Below are 17,460 nucleotides of genomic sequence, written 5' to 3'. Positions count from 1 at the left end.
GTGATATCAGATGATTGAAGTTTAAGATTTAATGTTTAATGCAGGATCTTTGACCACAATGTACAAGCGGCATTTTTCAGGCATAGTAATGCCTCATTCAACATGGAATTCATAGCAGTAGCATGGAATATCTGATTAAAAAAATTAAGCAAAATCAGTGGCTATTATGTGCTTTGTTGTGCGCTTCAGTATTTGTAAGCGCCTGCCAGCCAGCATCGAACTCTAATGAAATCACGGCTAGCCCAAATACTAGTGCCGCAGCAAAAGCCGCTGCAGAAGCAACAACGCTTCGAGCGCCACTCTCGCAGGAAGTCTATATCTGGCAGCGCCAATGGCGCCCCGCCAATCAAACGGCATTAGTGCAAAGCCAAGGTGTATTCCAAGGATTACGTATTTTAGCATTGCAGGCACACCCTAAACCCAATGGCGCAGATATTTGGTTTGAAGTCGCGGTCAACCATGCTTGGCTGCAAGCCGATCCCAGGCCCAAAATCGCTGTGGTGCGTTTAGATGGCCAATTCACCCATTTAAATGATGAAGAAGTGATTAATAAAATCACCCAAGTACTCGCAAATTGGCAGGCAAAAGGTACGCACATCGCGGGCGTTGAAATCGACCACGACAGTGCCAGTAGCAAACTCCCCGCTTATCACTACTTTCTTAAAAAGCTGAAAGCGCAGCTACCCGCAGAACTCAAACTCAGTATTACCGCTTTGCCCGCTTGGCTCAGTAGTGCCGATTTCCCCGCATTATTCAGCAGTATTGATGAACTGGTGCTGCAAATTCACAGCGTAAGCGACCCTCGTTTGGGATTATTTGATGCTGAACAAGGTTGGCAATGGGTACAACAACTGTCAAACATTAGCGCTGTGCCTTACCTTATTGCACTGCCCGCCTATGGTTCTGCGGTCATCAGCACAGCTTCAGGTTATAAAGTTGAGAGTGAAACACCGCTGCGCGATCAACGCCAATCAGCCAATGCAGTACAGGAACTGATGGCCGATCCTCAAGTGTTACAAGCCTTTGTGCAAAAGCTTCAAAACCAAACAGATGAAAAGCTCAAAGGCATTATCTGGTTTCGGCTGCCGCTCGAAGGGGATAAAAGAGTCTGGCCACTTAGCACCTTAATCGCCGTTGCACAGCAAGGTGTACTTACACCTAATATTGAGCTTGAGATCAGAGGGAAAACCATGGCATCCAACTTCATGGAGCCTAACCTTAATGATGGGAACACGCCCAATAAAGACGAAGCGCAGTTATATCAACTGATCCTGATTAACAAAGGAAATATTGCGGGCTCGCTCCCTCGTATTTTGTCTCTAGCGGCGCAAGCTTGCAGCGGGTATGATGCGCAAAATGGCTACAGTGTCAGCAAGATGCAAGGACAACTCGCATGGCAGTTAACAACTGAGCTTGCAGAAACGCCTAAAAATAAAAGTTCGCCAATCGAGAGTGCTGCGCCTTCAATATCAACACAAGCCCACTCACTCTTTAAAATACCTAATACAGAAATTCAACAGTACATGCTCAATCCTGGCGGCCAAAAAGTGATCGGTTGGGCACGTTGTGAGTCATTACATTTACAGGGAATTTATGCGCCATAAGCTAAATACATCATCTAAAGTGGCAAAACAAAACCGCGCTTTTATGCTAAAAAAAACCACACTCCTGTGCTTGAGCCTGTTTTCTCCTATGCTCTTGGCCTGCGGCCCCGATTTTCCTTTGCAATTAACACAGGACAGACAGGGGAATTTAATTTATCTACCGCAAACCTCTTTTAGCCAGCAACTAACATCGCTTGCTAAGCCTTTACCTTGGCAGTATCAAGATGCCGCAGCATCGCAAGAGTATCTCTGGGATGAGGTTAATCATCGCTACCTATCTCAAACTCGCGCCTTTGAACATACCGAGTTAAGCGAGGCCCACTTAGCCCAAGTAAACACGCTACGTAATGCACAAGGTCCTGTAGAAGCGGAGCAAATGGCGACAGAGCTAGATCAAATGCTGCCTCAAGCACTCATCTGGTACACCTTAGGTGCAGTGGCATTTGATGCAAAAGATTATGATCGAGCGAGCCGTTATTTTACCAAAGTGATTGAGTTGCCGGAGCAAGAACGTGCCTCACGAAGCCTATGGGCGCTCTACTCCCTTTCACGGATAGAGCTTATCTTAAGTAAAACCTCGTCCGATCCTGAGCATTTTAATCGTGCTAACGCTTACCTGATGCAATTGCAAACCGAAGTGGCCCAAGGCGCTGCCGATCCGCTTCGTTTAAGTTTATCGAGCCTAGGTGAGCAGGCCTATATTTTACTGCATCAAGGCCAAGCCTTATCCCAAAGTGCAGATACTGATGAACCCCATACGACTCGACAAGTCACCCTTGATCCTGCGGCCTTGGATAAGGCCATTGCGCTTTATGCAACACAATCGGCGCAAGGTGATAGCAGCGGTTATGATTCATTATTGATGCTAAGCCGTACACTGATGACTAAGGAAACGGCAGAACTTAAACCACTCTTACAACAAGCTAGTATTCAGCAATTATTGATTGCCTACTGGCAAAGCAGCACCAATGAATTTGCCTACGATGGGCAATTGTCTGAGATGGGATTAAAGATAGCGAGCATCCTTAAAGTCTTTCCAACGGATGGATTACAACTGACTCAGGGTGATAAATTAGCGGCGATTTATTACCAACTAGGTGACTATGCAAGTGCCGAACGTTTATTGGCGCTTGCCCCCAAAAGTGGTCTCAGTTGGTGGCTCGCGGCAAAATTAATGCTGCAAAAAGGCGATAAAACTGAAGCGGCTAAAGCCTATGCTCAAGCTGTACACCACTTCCCAGCGCAAAACACGCCAATAGCGACGGATACCCAAGAGACTCAGCAGCAAGCCATTCATGCCGATGAAGAGCAAGCCACTTATTGCCGAATTCGTGCAGAACAAGGGGTATTATCGCTAGAGCGCGGTGAATATATCGATGCCTTACAACAACTGCTCACAAGTGGTAACGAATACTGGCAAGACATTGCCTATGTCGCCGAGCGTGTGCTGACCACGGCTGAACTTAAACAATTTATCGATAAACAAGTGCCGTCTATCGCATTCGACTATCCCAAAGATAGCGACTGGTACGACAGTATAGAGCCGATTAATAACCAACTACGTTATTTACTTGGTCGCCGCTTATTACGTGAGGGTGCACTAAAAGAAGCACCTGCTTATTTCCCAAATCCCAATATGAATGCAAGCGCGCAAGCCTATGGTAAGGCTCTTACGACGGCCCAACATGCAAAAGGGATAGAAAGAGCTAAAGCCTACTGGACAGCGGCAGAGTTCGCTCGCCACCAAGGGATGGAAATCTTAGGATTTGAATTAGCACCAGACTACGCTATTTACCAAGGTATGTTTGACTTAACAGGTTGGAATGAGGCCGCAAAACTGGCCGAGCAAGAACAACAACGCGTCAATGCCAGCCAAGCGATTCCCGATAAACGCTTCCATTATCGTTATCAGGCCGCAGAGCTGGCAAACAAAGCTGCAGACTTAGTGCCCCATAACAGCCAAGCCTATGCCGCACTGCTTTGCCAAGCCACCGGTTGGATATTGTATCGGGATAATGAACTGGCCCAGCGCTACTATCAAAAGTACGTCGCCAATGGCCCCTTTGTACCTTGGGCTGAGAACTTTGGTTTACAGTGCCAAGCGCCCGATTTCGACAGTGCCGTAAAACGAGAACAAGCGAATCAAGCCGCTAAATGGAATGCGCTGTACCACAAGCTGAAAAAGCCCGCGGCCTTTAGTTTTGCCATTATCATCGCCCTGCTCGGCACTTACGCTTGGCGCAGAAGAAAGCATCAACAGTAAGAACACAAAGCGCCTTTCTTATATTCCTAAAGAAAGGCGCTAAAGCTGAGCTGATGAATTGCTGGTGTGCAGGGGAATTGCCATTGTTTCCCCAGTGACAATCTTAACGACCATTGAACTGTTTATCTGGCTAAAAGCTTTTGCCCCAAAGTGTGTTTTGCTGTTCAAAAGGGAATCGGCCAAGTAAAGCTTTGCCTATAGAAAAGTTGATGGTTCGACTTAGAAGTTATGTGTCCCATCTTTTTCATAGTTTGAATACTTTAATCAAAATCAAAGTCGTGGGGCTTCACCCCACACCCGACCAAGGAGGACTGCTCGTCCTATCCTCCTTGGATGCTCCAAGACGCCCCCAACGGAGTTGAAAGCCCCTTGTGCTCATTGACAAATTTGCTATCGCTTCCGAAGGATGCGTCCCTGCACCTGCGGAAGCTAGCTCGCCATCCATGGCGAGACTCACGCAATTTGTCTATTCGTCCTGCGGCAACTCCGAGGGGAGGTGTATTCCTTGGAGTTTTGAGTCGTTAGATAGCGATTCATCAGCAAAAAATAAGCGCGAAAAAATGAGAAAGCTAAAACGATATCAAGTGATTACCCATCAAAAAACTGTATAAAAAACCGCTACCGCAAAAAAGCAAATTCCTATAGCATCATTTATACCAATTGACATGGATGTGGCAGCGGCCATATTTGAGATTTAGTCAACAAGCGATTTATGCCCTGCAAACAGCGCAGCGCATAAATACTAAGACGTTAACGCTTTGGGAGTTTTATGTCAGATCGCGAAGATATAGAAAAGACAAAATCTTTAATCTCTACAGGCGCAGAGATAGCTGGAGCTGCCGTTGCTGGTGCAATTGGTTTTTTTGCGGCTGGACCAGTCGGAGCTGCTAGTGCGGGCACGCTTGGAGTTGTCATTGCCAAAGCAGGAGCAAAACTGTTAGGTGATATGGCTGAACGGACTTTATCTGATCGCGAGAGAATGCGTGTTGGGGCCACTGCTGCAATAGCATTTGATAAAATCGAGAAGAATACTCAGGCAGGCAATAAACCTAGAAAGGATGGATTCTTTGAGCCTAAAGATGGCGAGCGCAGTAAAGCAGAAGAAGTCTTAGAAGGAACTTTAAGGCGGGCGCGGGAGGAATATGAAGAGAAGAAAATAACCTTTCTTGGTAACTTTTATGCAAACATGGTGTACTCGCCAGGTGTTAGCGTAGAAGAAGCAAATTATTATTTGCGACTATTTGACTCTCTTACATATCGTCAATTAAGTGTAATGTGCTTAATATTTATGAAACCTCACTACCCTGACTTTCAGAATTTGAGAGTTATAGACTACCGAACTAACAACCAAAATATGCCTGCAAGTACCGTTGCTCTACTTCAAGAGATATTTTCTATTTATAACCTCGGCCTTATTTGTTGCAAAAATCCTGGTGGTGACGGTTATTCGGCGTTGCTAGGATGGCATGATGTAATTCCAGCTGGTATGGAGTTAACTGGGCTTGGGGAGCGTTTTAGGGCGCTGTTTATGGGGGGCGGAAATCTTGTTCTTTCAGATATCACATCGGTTGCTAAGCTATTGCGCTAATCGGGTAGCCGGAGGTATCTAGCCTCCAGCCCCCACACCACCCTGCATGCGGCTCCGCACAGGGCGGTTCATGTAGAACGCCTAACTCACTTTCTGGTTAGGATAATGAACGGTAATCCATCCATCTCTCAGTGAACATAAACCTGTTTTCTTGAGATACTCATTACTCAGCGCTTGCTGTATCCCTGGTGTTTTCGAGCTTCGCCACGGCCCTTTGCTTGTAATACCCAAAGCACTTCGTGGGGTAGGCCCTCCCACAAGCAACGGCCGCTTGGATCCTGACGCCACGTTTGAGTAAGTTTTGTACCTTAGTCCGTGGCTTTCGCCATTGACGCCAGTAGCACATCCATACTCGGCGACGGATCCAGTGGTCTAAATCGACACACCCTTGGTAAACGTTAGCTATGCCAAAGTAGTTGATCCAACCTTGCATATATTGCCGCACTTTAAACAATTGATAGTTCATGCTCACGCCCCAATTGCGGTTCGTCAGTCGCCTTATCTTTTGTTTGAAAATGTGCAGCGTGTTTGCATGCCATTGGATCTTTCCGCGGTTAAAGGTAAACCCTAGGAACTTGCTTTGGCCTACCTTAATCACTTGGCTTTTCTGTTCGTTAACAACCAGTTTTAGCTAAGTGGCAAGATAGCGAGTAATACTCTTGAGGACACGTTCGCCCGCTCGTTGAGATTTTACCAAGATGATAAAATCGTCTGCGTAGCGGGTGAATTTATGCCCTCGACTTTCCAGCTCTTTATCCAGACTATCCAACATAATGTTAGAGAGTAATGGTGAGAGTGGGCCGCCCTGAGGTACGCCTTCGAAGCTTGCTTCAAATTGGTCGTTGATCATCACGCCAGCACGCAGGTATCTACCAATAAGTGCCAGCAGACGCTTATCCTGTACCTTGATCCTTAACTGAGTCATTAAGAGATCATGATTTACTCGATCAAAGAACTTGGATAGATCAACATCGACGGCAAATTTGCGTTTATGTTTGATGATATCCCTGACTTGCAAGACCGCTTGTTTGGCATTCCTGTTCGGTCTAAAGCCGAAGCTATTAGCCGAGAAGGAAGGGTCAAACAACGGTGTGAGAATTTGAGCAATTGATTGCTGTATCACACGATCAATGACGTTAGGGATACCCAGTTTGCGTTTACCGCCATCGGGTTTGTCGATCTCTACGCGTCTGACTGCTAAGGGTTGATATTCACCTAACTCAAGTTGAGATTTATACTGTTGCCAACCGCCTTGCTGCACCCAAAGCGGGAAGGCTTCGATGGTCATGCCATCGATACCAGCCGCGCCATTATTGGCTTTAATCTGACGCCAAGCTCGGTGTAGATTCTCAGGCTGAAGCAGTTGTTGGAATAAATCGCTGTTGAAGGCTGGTTGCATATCAATACGCTGCTGATAGTAATCGTCTGGCGACGTAGTGGGTATCAACAAGTTTGACAAGACTCCTCCTTCTTCTAAATGTTCAGGCCTTCACCATGTACCCACAACGCTAACGCGGGGTATGCTATCCCATCCATTACGATGGGCGTTGGGCTACTATGCCGTCTGCTGACTTCTGCTTAATCACATGCCGAGTTGCCCCGTCATGCGCTATCGGTTTTCATCTGGTTCGCTCTTTTCAGTCGATGACACTGAAAAGCCAAGGCACTTATAAACCAGAGCCTGACTGGTTAATGACCGATCGCGTGTTAAGCAGATCTCCCCAGATGAGAGCATGAACTTTCTTTGCACTGCTGCATCATTTACGGTGGCCATTAGATCACGTGGTTTCGTCGTCTTGTCCCCTTACTGCGTGGGGGAGGCCCTGCCTACTCACCTCTAGCCTACGCCTCATATGATGCTCTTGTTATCAGCTCGCAAATTTGCTAGCAGCTTCCTACAAACCAATCCTCGCGGATAAGCTCTTGCCATTCGCTAGTAGTTAACGTTTAATAACAGGATGTTATTGAACGGTGACCTTCCTACAGAGGACTTTCACCTCATTAGTTCATGCCCATGCTGGGCGTACACAAGGCCTTAAAGCCGGATTCGTAACAGTTGGCTCGGTTCCGCTTCGCTTCACATTTTAGCCAACTATTACTCACCGCTTAAGGCGGCGTTAGCCTTCAATAGGAGAGAGTCGTTGGCAAAGAGAGATCCAAACAAAATGGCCCGTAACAGGATGATTGAGGCTATTAAACTCAAACTGAGGGAAATGTTGCAGGAAGTTCTTGAGGAAACTGGGTTTAATAATGAGCAATCCTTAAATGCAACAATTGGAAGTAAGAACGATGAGTTCTTTGACCTCAAAAATGATGTGATTCACAGCCAGGAGGAATTTGTTTCCCGATGGCTAGATGGTTTGAAGACAAGTGCTTTGGAATATGGCGTTGCTTCACATTTTTCGATCTGGGATCACTTAAAACGGCATAAAAAATTCAGAGAGTATACGGTTCTATTTTTAAAGAGATCCTATCTCAAACATTTTGATGAGCTTTCTAAGAATCGTCCAGTGGTTGAGGAGGCAGAGCTTTGGATTGGTCAAGAAAATGCTAATTACGGGTTGCTTGTTAGCCCACGGTTTAGAGCCGGTGCTTGGGAAAATGACAAAAGCGAAATTAGAGCTTTTTCCAAAGCGTATTGGACCATCGGGCATGTGATGGCTACAGGACTGGTTATTCCGGGCAAAGACAAGATTTTCAAGTTCAGTGATGTCGAGCAATACCTTTTGTTCTTTCAAGATACTCTGGTTCGAAATTCTGGATCAAAGTATGAATATGAGATAGCTGGACACTATTGTGACCATGTACGGATGCAAAAAGATCCAAATCAAGTCCCTCTTCTAATTCCAGAGTTCAGATATGCAGGATTAGAGAAGAAGCACGTATACCGTTTGGATTTTCTTGTTATAAACCCGTATACCTTGGATAAGGTTGGATTCGAGCTCTCGCCTTGGTCTACACATGGGTATCTCTCGAAAGTCAAAGAGTTAACTCAGAAAAAAATTAATGAGATGGCGGCAGACAACTTTGCTAAAGAAATGAAAAAGCATCGTGCCTATTTCAAAGAGCATTCCGTTATGTGTCTGATCTACACGGATGAGGAGCTAAAGGACACGAAGAAGCTTTTTGACGAGGAGATATTGCCGCTCCTCTCGCCTGAAAGGACGCAGGTTCAACTTTCCTTTCAAATAATGGAAGAGTTCTTTGATGGCTAACAATCGCAGGCACAGGGACAAAATTTCCGCTGCGCTCCAACTTTGCCCGTGCTGCGGGCGTTATGTGAAGTCTCACCATGAACATCGAAGATATAGAACTGTATTTTGGGGCGAAGCTACCAAGGTCGTATCGTGAGTTCATATCAACTCACAAAATAGAATCTAAAGGAGACGTACACCTATATCTTCCAGAAGATATCATAGAGCGCAATGAGTGCTACGAAACAAAAAGATACGCGCCTGGATATATAAACATTGGAGACAACGGTGGAGGCGAAGCTTTCATCCTAAAGCTGAGTGAAGAGGATCCTGAGGTATCTATTATTGGCCACGGCAGCATGGATCCTGAATTAAAAGAATTTGTTTATAAGGATTTTAGTTGCTGGCTTGCTTCTGGATTAAAATACGAAATTGAGTAGTCACATAATCGGGTAGCCGGAGGTATCTAGCCTCCAACCTCCAGCCCCCACACCACCTGCATGCGGCTCCGCACAGGGCGGTTCATTTAGAACGCCTAACCTGTTTTCTGGTTCTGATAGTAACGTATATTGCTTTACCTGTTTACACAGTTAATCACTTCATCCTTTAAAAAACCGTTCACATTCGCCACGGCAATATTGAGTAGATTTTGCCGTGCTTCTTTTGTTGCCCACGCATTATGCGGACTGATGCTGATATTAGGCACATGCAACAATGGATTATCTGCGCTGGGTGGCTCAGTCGATAACACATCGACACCTGCAAATAACTTGCCTTGCATCAGTGCATTAGCCAGTGCAGGCTCATCAATTAATCCGCCGCGCGCTGTATTAATCAGCAGTGCTTTAGGTTTCATCAAGGCGAGAGTTTGCTGATTGATAAATTGCTCAGTTTGCGGCGTGAGCGGACAATGGAGCGAAACAATATCAGACTCACTAAGGACGGTATCACGTTCTGCCCACATGACACCTAAAGGTAAATCCTCACGCACCGTTCGGGTATGCACGAGCACTTTCATACCAAACGCAAGGGCAATTTCCCCAACCTGCTGACCTATATCCCCATAACCTATCAAGCCTAAGGTTTTACCCTTTAAGGATTGCAGCGGCATTAAGGTAAAGCAAAAATCCTGACAATTTGCCCACTGACCATCGACCACTGCTTGATGATGAGCCGCTACCGCTTGGGTATGGTGCAATATATGGGCAAAAACCATTTGGGCTACTGCATCAGGCCCATAGGCTGGCACGTTAGTCACCACTATGCCTTGCGCCTTTGCAGCGGCTAAATCCACTACATTTGTGCCCGTTGCCAACACTCCGATATATTTAAGCGCAGGAAGCTGCGCAAGAATATCGACATTGAGCGGGGTTTTATTCGTCAACACCACCTCGGCATCTTTAGCCCTTGCGACTATATCTTGTCTCGCTGTACGAGGAAAACATGTCAACTCACCTAATTCACTTAAGGCATGCCAGCTCAAGTCGCCAGGATTAAGGGGTTCACCATCAAGTACGACTATCTTCATAGCGCTCTCCTATTAAATCTGTTTTTAAAAACTCACTTTTATGCCCAAATTAGCTTGCACTTGCCACATTACATCCGAGGTAATGTGCCAAAGGCATTCATCTTCATTACAAAAAAGTGACGAATCACTGTCGATAAACGTCGCATAGCCACGCACATCGGCAAATAATCCCAAATGTGGTGTGACTTTATATTCAACTCCGCCGCCAATTCCCATCGAAAAACGCGTCTCAGTCGACCAACCATCAGGCATCATGCGGGTAATACCAGCACTGGCGGTAATGTAGGGCTGAACATCGCCACGGGGAAAATATAAAGTCCCCCCTAAATGGATGTAATCTAAATCGAGTGATGTTAGATAGTCAGGGCTAAATAGACCGCCACTTTTTAATTCAGAGGCTTGGCGGCTATATAAGAGATAAATATTACCAGGATCATTCGTGCCAATACCGAGCATGAGGCCGTAATGACTAGACTCTTCAATGCGAACACTCCGCTTATCTCCCGTCTGGTCTTTATTAACGTCAATTTGATTAACATCAAATTGACCACCACCGAGGCTATACCCACCATAGGGAGCAACAAACATGTCAGTATCAGCCTTAGCAGATAAAGCCATAGGTAATAAGCTTGCCAACAGCAACACACTACGAGTGTTTATCATTATGAATTCCTTATCTTTTATAAAACCGAATTCAATCAAGGCTAACGCATACCACGCTCAGTCTTGACTCTGTCATACGCTGCCTGAATATCCTGCGCCTTACGGTTTGCCAACTCCATCATCTCAGGGGGTAAACCTTTGGCTATCAACTTGTCAGGGTGATGTTCATTCATCAATTTACGATAAGCCCGTTTTACCTCTTGATCACTGGCCTCTTGGGTGATGCCAAGCAAATGATAGGCATCGGTGATAGAGGTTTTATTGCCATTTGAGGTTTGATGGAAACGATATTCCGCCTGCCAACGCTTTAATAATTCATCTAATTGCCCACGACCATAACCGAGTTCTTGGGCGAGTGTCATCAAAATCCCATGTTCTGCGGCATCCAATTCACCATCTGATAACGCAGTTTGAATTTGGATTTCCATAAACATCTGGACTAACTCTTTGCGTCCCATGGTCACAGCACGGAAAGCTTGTAGGCTGCTGCGCAGATCAAAATCGGCGGCCTTACCCTCACGAAACGATTGCTGAGCCTCCTTACGCGCTTCCCCCGTAAGACGTAATTGATCCATCAATAGTGTGGCAATACGAATATCGGTTTCAGTCACATGACCAGAAGCCTTAGCCACATGCCCCATCACCGCGAAGGTAGTATTAAAGAAGATACTTTGCCGGTTTTTGGCTTGCCCAAGGATCTGGCTAAAACTTCCCCCAGAACTGGCACGTTTATCATAAAGATGACCAAGCCATAGACCGAGCAGCGCACCGAAGAACCGACCAAACATAAATCCAATCACAAACCCAAAAAACTTACCCCAAAGACGCATCTTATTTCCTGATCTTAATAATATATTTTTGTGTCAGCCTGCACCAAAGGAGCAAAGCCTATTAATTTACTTGCTATCCAGCAAGGTTAACTCGAGGGCTTGTAAACGCGGCACAGTGCCTACATCACACCAAAATCCTTCGAACATAGCACCACTCACTCGGCCTTGGGCCATATGTGATCGCAATAACGGTCCTAAAGCAAAGGCCCCTTCTGGCGTCCCATTAAATAAGCTAGGACGATAAATACCTAGGCCAGAAAAAGTGAACTTTGTGCTCCCTTGTTCACTGACCCTATTCCCACTTAAAACAAAATCACCTTGGGGGTGCTGCTCAGGATTGGGGACTAGCCATAGGTGAGCAAAAATATCGTTCTCAAGCACTGGTAAAGGCGGTAAAGCATCGATAAATACATCACCGTTAATCACTAAAAAGGGCGCATCACTTCCGTCTTCGCACAAAAAAGGTAAAGCGCGTTTAATACCGCCTCCCGTTTCAAGTGCATGTTCTTCCGCGCTATAACGGATATTGGCGCCAAGGGCACTCCCATCCCCCAGCGCTTCAACTAATTTATGTCCGAGCCAAGCATGATTAATCACTATATCGGTAATCCCCAACGCTACCAATTTTTCAATGTGATAAACAATGAGAGGCTTACCTAATACTGGCACTAATGGTTTAGGTACAGTGTCAGTTAATGGTCTTAAGCGCTCGCCCCTTCCTGCCGCTAGGATCATGGCTTTCATTCATTGCTCTCTCTTAGAATAAGCCGCATCGAATGCAGGTAAAACTCGCGCCTGCAGCCATAGTGCAAAGGGCGTTAGTTCAGGATAAATATTTGCAATGTCAACGATGTAGGTAAGTGTTAATGGAATATCTGCCATATAAGCAGGTTTATTATCACGATAATGTAAGCGAGCAAATATTCCCACCGCTTTGATATGGCGTTGCAACCCCATCAAATCAAACCAGCGTTGGTACTGACTCAAAGGTGTACCAACAGGTATAAACCCGTGCGCTAAGGCTTGCTGATAATGCTGCACCATTAACTCTGCCACTAAGGTCTGTGGCCAGCGAATATAACAATCACGCAGGAGTGAAACAGCATCATAGGTCACAGGGCCTATAACGGCATCTTGAAAGTCGATAACAGACAATGCCTCACCTTGGAGCATTAAATTGCGGCTATGGAAATCACGGTGCATCCCCACCTTAGGTTGAGATAAAGCATTGTCCACTAGAATATCAAAGCTTTTATTGAGTAATAGAACCTCATCATCATTGAGTGAAAGCTGTAGATGAGTCCCAAATAACCATTCAGTGAAAATATGTAATTCCCGACGTACAAAAGCCTCGTCATACAGCGGTAAGGGTTGAGTTACCCCCGTATCAGAACAGGTACATTCAACCACCGTCGCAATCTTTGGTAATAAACTAAGTGCACTCTGGTAATAATCACTCACATTATCCAATGTAAGTACCGATAACAGTTGGATATCCCCAAGATCGCTCAATAACATAAACCCTTGAGTTTCATCAGCGACAATCACTTTTGGAACTGTCAATCCCACTGCACTGTAGGCCTGCGATAACGCAATAAAAGGGGCAATAGGCACAAGATTTGGTGGAGAATCGGCGGCAATAAAGCTCGCGTCTGCGGTTGTTACCCGAAAGTAACGTCGAAAACTCGCATCACCAGAAATCAACACAGGTGTGACATCATAGGAAAAATAACGATTCAGCCACTGATTAAGGGAAATAAATCTCGGATCGGATAAAGTCATTTCATGGCTCTTAAAGAAAAATTGCTTTATTATAGCTGGCATATAATTTGGAAACAGCTAAGAAATTGAGAGATTTATTTAGCCGTGTTGCACTTGTACTTTGCAACTTTCCCCATCGATACTTGTCCAGACTAAGAAATCATTATTATTGACCTAAGATGCAGATCCGTTACTTTCTGGCCCTGAGCCTGTTACCGCAATTAGTCCTGGCAGACGAATCTCCTACTACGACCGCATCCCAATGCGTCATTGAACCGCCAGTACCCAGAATTGAATCCCACACTGAGGGAATGAGTGCGGCTGAACTCAATAAAATTCGTATTATTTCTGACAGTTCCAATGCAGAAATGAACAAACAAGCCATTTTTAGTGGCAATGTCGTCTTTAGCCAAGGAGACCGACATATCGCTGCAGATGAAGCGATTCTGAACCAAGAGACTCAGCAATTTGATGCCAATGGCAATCTCGTGTTTCAAGACAGTAACTTCACTGTTACAGCACAGTCCCTACAAGCTCAGATGCGCTCTAATCGCGCCACGTTGGAAGGCGCTAAATACTGGCTACATGGACAACAAGTGAATGGTGATGCTGAAAAATTGCAAATCACCATCAACAATAATCTTATTTTAACCAATACTAATTTCACCACTTGCCCTCCTGACAATGTATCTTGGCTGCTTGAGGCCGAGAAAATCAAAATCAACAGTGAAGAAGAGTGGGGGGAAATTTGGAATGCCAAAGTAAGAATCGCGGGGGTCCCTGTATTCTACATTCCCTACATGACAATCCCTGTTTCTGATAAACGTAAATCGGGTTTTCTCTATCCTAGCTTTAGTACAAGTACGACGAGCGGTTTTGAGGTTTCAGCACCTTATTACTGGAACATTGCGCCAGAATATGATCTCACATTCACGCCTAATTATATGTCTAACAGAGGGATATTCACTAAGACTGAATTCCGCTATCTGGCCGGAGATGCTCAAAATGGCCGCTTAAACTTAGAATATTTAGGCAATGACCAATTACTCAGTAGCCGACCTAATCGTTATTTATACAACTGGCAGCACCAAGGCGCTATTGATAAGCATTGGCGGGTAATGAGTAACTTTACTGAGGTGTCAGATAACAACTATTTTAATGATTTGAAATCAGATGTTAACCGCGCGACCGATAATCAACTATCCCGAATTGGGGAAGTGAGTTACTTTGAAAACAATTGGGATTTAAGTACCCGAGTCCAAGATATTAAAGTCCTTGGTGAAGAAGAAAAGCCTTATCAAGTCATGCCACAGGTTAACTTTAACTTCAGAGCGGCTGATTTTTGGAGCAACCTAGATTTTGGTTTTAATTCTGAATTAACTAATTTTGCCCATCAGGATAATGACGTTAACACCGCGACACGTTTGCATATGGCGCCCAGTATCTCCTTACCTATCCATGGTCCCTCTGGCTCACTGACTAGCCAAGTCAAATTAATGCAAACCAATTATTGGCAAACGAATCTCGATCCAAATAAAAATCTGGATGACAGTATTAATCGAACCATTCCACAGGTACGGATTAATGGTCAGATCAACTTTGAACGTTTTACTGAGTTATTTGAGCAAAATTATCGCCAAACACTTGAACCACAATTTCAATACCTCTATGTAGGATATGAAGATCAACGAAATATCGGCATTTACGATACCGCTCAATTGCAAGACGACTACTATGGTCTATTCCGTGATCGCCGCTTCTCAGGCCTTGATCGCATTGCGGATGCCAATCAGATGACGCTCGGTGTGACCACCCGTCTCTTTGATGACCACAACCAAGAAGTCACTAAATTCAGCCTTGGGCAAATTTTTTATTTAGAAGACAGTAAACTCGGCCACGAAGATAGTATTTTTGAGCAAAATCAATCGACTTCTATACTTGCTGCCGAATTAGATACTCGTCTCACTCAAGACTGGTACTTAGGTGCTGCAATTCAGTACGATACCAATACCAGCGATAATAAAAAAACAGAGGCAACCCTAGACTTTAGGCCCGAAGCCAACAAATTACTGCAGCTTAGTTACCGCTACGTACCCGATTTGCTGAACTCAAATACCAACGATCTCGCCAATATCTCCCAAGCGGGAGTACGCGCAGCTTGGCCCATTAATGACAGTCTCTATTTTGTGGGTAACTGGTACTATGATCTCAATGAAAACCGCAGCGTCGAAACCTACACAGGTTTTCAATATGAGTCTTGCTGCTATGCACTTCGACTCAGCTACCACTATCGAATAAAAACTAATTACGACGACAATATAGGCTCATCTGCTATCGACAGTCGCGAACTGTTTGAAAGTGGTGTGTATTTTAATGTCATCATTAAAGGACTCGGAGGCTCTGGCCCACTCGGTGTCACCGATATGCTCAATGATGGCCTGTTTAACTACAGAAAACCGCTTTACCTGAGGAATTAGCAAAGAATTGTGATAGATTGCTGAACCTCAACAAGGACTGAGAGTCCAACTAGGTTACTAAGAGATAGCGACGGTATTAGTCAAGCTTGGCCTAGCGCCAATTTCAGCAGACAATGTCGCACTCTTTATCGAGTTGTCAGCAGATAAACATTTAGGCAACTCAATGTAATTTCGATATAAATGGTAAAGTTAACCCAAATAAGTTGTCGAACCTGACTTTAGAACGTGCCAAGGATTTTGTGGATGAAACCCAGTAAACATCTGATTTTTGCTTTATTTGCACTTGCGATTAGCCAACCTACATTGGCCGCACCTCAACCACTCGATCGTGTCGCAGTCCAAATTAACGATGGAATTGTGCTCGAAAGTGAAATCGTCAGCATGATTGGCACAGTAAAAGCCAATGCCAAAGCGGCAAATCAATCGTTACCTTCTGATAGTGCACTGCGTACTCAGGTTATTGAACGCTTGATTTTAACCCGTCTACAACTGCAAATGGCCGATCGTATTGGCTTACATATCGGTGACTTACAATTAGATCAAGCGATTGAAAACATCGCTCGTGAACAGAAAATGTCAGTCGCGCAAATGCAACAAAAAATTGAAAGTGAAGGCTTAAGTTTTAGTCAGTACCGTGAACAGCTGCGTGAAGAAATCACCCTAGGTGAGATTCAACGCATTCAAGTACAACGCCGTATTCAAGTATCACCGCAAGAAATATCCAGCTTAGTGAAACTGATCCAAGAACAAGGTATGAAAGATGTGGAATATCAAATTGGCCATATCCTAATTGACGTACCCAACAACCCGACAAGTGAACAACTCGAAGCATCCAGCAAACGAGCCAATATCGTCCTTGAGCGTTTGAAAAATGGGGAAGATTTTCGCCGTACCGCTATCGCATCATCATCAGGGCCTAAAGCCCTCGAAGGCGGTATCTGGGATTATATGAACATCAACGAAATGCCAACGCTTTTCGCCGAAGTCCTTAGCGGAGCGAAAACCGGTGACATTATCGGCCCAATTAAAAGTGGCGCGGGGTTTCATATCATTAAGATCATGGATTCCCGCGGTTTACAAACGAAAGAAATAGAAGAAGTCAGAGCGCGACATATTCTGCTTAAGCCATCGCCAATTTTATCCGATGACCGTGCAAAAGCGATGCTTGAACAATTCCTAAAACAAATTCGTGCTGGAGAAGCTAAATTTGAAGATCTCGCCCGCCAGTATTCAGAGGATCCGGGCTCTGCGGCTAAAGGGGGTGAATTAGGTTGGGCAGATCCCAATATCTATGTGCCAGAATTTGCTCAAACACTTAGCAGTTTAGCCATAGATCAAATCAGTGAACCTTTCCGCACAACCCACGGTTGGCATATCACTCAATTAGAAGAAAGAAGAAAAACCGATGCAACGGATCAGTTCAATAGCAACCGCGCGCACCAGTTGATCTTCCGTCGCAAATTTAATGAAGAACTGCAAAACTGGCTAGACGAAATGCGTTCAGACGCATACATTGAAGTCTTTCAGCCTGAGACCAACCGAGGTTAAGTAA

At 45.0% G+C, this 17,460-nt stretch carries 12 protein-coding genes and 1 pseudogene; 7 read left to right on the top strand and 6 right to left on the bottom strand.

Annotated elements, in window-relative coordinates; translation table 11 throughout:
- Positions 1-122 precede the first annotated feature (122 nt).
- The 3 genes from MZ182_RS04705 (at position 123) to MZ182_RS04695 (ending at position 5,455) form a co-directional block, all read left to right on the top strand.
- Positions 123-1,604, top strand: a complete 1,482-nt coding sequence (locus MZ182_RS04705; protein WP_248067361.1) for a DUF3142 domain-containing protein — start codon at positions 123-125, stop codon at positions 1,602-1,604.
- Positions 1,594-3,867 carry a tetratricopeptide repeat protein gene (locus MZ182_RS04700; RefSeq protein ID WP_248067364.1) on the top strand — a complete coding sequence of 758 codons (2,274 nt, stop codon included), beginning with the start codon at positions 1,594-1,596 and terminating at the stop codon, positions 3,865-3,867. Before MZ182_RS04705 ends, MZ182_RS04700 begins: the two co-directional genes overlap by 11 nt.
- 769 nt (positions 3,868-4,636) lie before the next feature.
- Positions 4,637-5,455 (top strand): hypothetical protein, encoded by an 819-nt coding sequence (locus MZ182_RS04695; protein ID WP_248067367.1) that lies wholly within the window; start codon positions 4,637-4,639, stop codon positions 5,453-5,455.
- A gap of 81 nt (positions 5,456-5,536) precedes the next feature.
- Here MZ182_RS04695 and ltrA read toward each other — a convergent pair.
- A pseudogene (gene ltrA / locus MZ182_RS04690) lies at positions 5,537-6,914 on the bottom strand (group II intron reverse transcriptase/maturase).
- A gap of 682 nt (positions 6,915-7,596) precedes the next feature.
- Here ltrA and MZ182_RS04685 point away from each other — a divergent pair.
- Both MZ182_RS04685 and MZ182_RS04680 read left to right on the top strand, forming a co-directional pair.
- On the top strand, positions 7,597-8,670 hold the full coding sequence (locus MZ182_RS04685) for a hypothetical protein (protein ID WP_248067370.1): 1,074 nt from the start codon (positions 7,597-7,599) through the stop codon (positions 8,668-8,670).
- A 77-nt stretch (positions 8,671-8,747) separates the two neighbouring features.
- A complete protein-coding gene (locus tag MZ182_RS04680) occupies positions 8,748-9,089 on the top strand; it encodes an SMI1/KNR4 family protein (protein WP_248067373.1) in 342 nt (113 codons plus the stop codon).
- Between the two features lie 134 nt (positions 9,090-9,223).
- Here the strand turns inward: MZ182_RS04680 and MZ182_RS04675 are convergent, their stop codons facing one another.
- The 5 genes from MZ182_RS04675 to MZ182_RS04655 form a co-directional block, all read right to left on the bottom strand.
- Positions 9,224-10,177: a D-2-hydroxyacid dehydrogenase gene (locus tag MZ182_RS04675; RefSeq protein WP_248067376.1), complete on the bottom strand. Its 954-nt coding sequence runs from the start codon at positions 10,175-10,177 to the stop codon at positions 9,224-9,226.
- Between the two features lie 24 nt (positions 10,178-10,201).
- The gene (locus tag MZ182_RS04670) at positions 10,202-10,840 is read right to left on the bottom strand and encodes an outer membrane beta-barrel protein (RefSeq protein WP_248067380.1); all 639 of its coding nucleotides are present in this window, start codon (positions 10,838-10,840) and stop codon (positions 10,202-10,204) included.
- Between the two features lie 41 nt (positions 10,841-10,881).
- The gene (gene djlA, locus MZ182_RS04665; RefSeq protein ID WP_011790437.1) at positions 10,882-11,670 is read right to left on the bottom strand and encodes a co-chaperone DjlA; all 789 of its coding nucleotides are present in this window, start codon (positions 11,668-11,670) and stop codon (positions 10,882-10,884) included.
- Positions 11,671-11,736: 66 nt separating this feature from the next.
- Positions 11,737-12,414 (bottom strand): N-acetylmuramate alpha-1-phosphate uridylyltransferase MurU, encoded by a 678-nt coding sequence (murU, locus tag MZ182_RS04660; protein ID WP_248067383.1) that lies wholly within the window; start codon positions 12,412-12,414, stop codon positions 11,737-11,739.
- The gene (locus tag MZ182_RS04655; protein ID WP_248067385.1) at positions 12,415-13,494 is read right to left on the bottom strand and encodes an aminoglycoside phosphotransferase family protein; all 1,080 of its coding nucleotides are present in this window, start codon (positions 13,492-13,494) and stop codon (positions 12,415-12,417) included.
- Positions 13,495-13,610: 116 nt separating this feature from the next.
- Between MZ182_RS04655 and lptD the strand changes: the two genes are divergently transcribed.
- Positions 13,611-15,908: an LPS assembly protein LptD gene (gene lptD / locus MZ182_RS04650; protein WP_248067390.1), complete on the top strand. Its 2,298-nt coding sequence runs from the start codon at positions 13,611-13,613 to the stop codon at positions 15,906-15,908.
- A gap of 243 nt (positions 15,909-16,151) precedes the next feature.
- Positions 16,152-17,456, top strand: a complete 1,305-nt coding sequence (surA, locus tag MZ182_RS04645) for a peptidylprolyl isomerase SurA (protein ID WP_011790441.1) — start codon at positions 16,152-16,154, stop codon at positions 17,454-17,456.
- Positions 17,457-17,460 lie beyond the last annotated feature (4 nt).

The organism is Shewanella sp. JNE2, assembly GCF_023159115.1.
GTDB classification, from domain to species: Bacteria; Pseudomonadota; Gammaproteobacteria; order Enterobacterales; family Shewanellaceae; genus Shewanella; species Shewanella putrefaciens.
The sequence above is the reverse complement of the archived record's forward strand: the minus strand, read 5'-3'. Positions and strand labels throughout refer to the sequence as shown.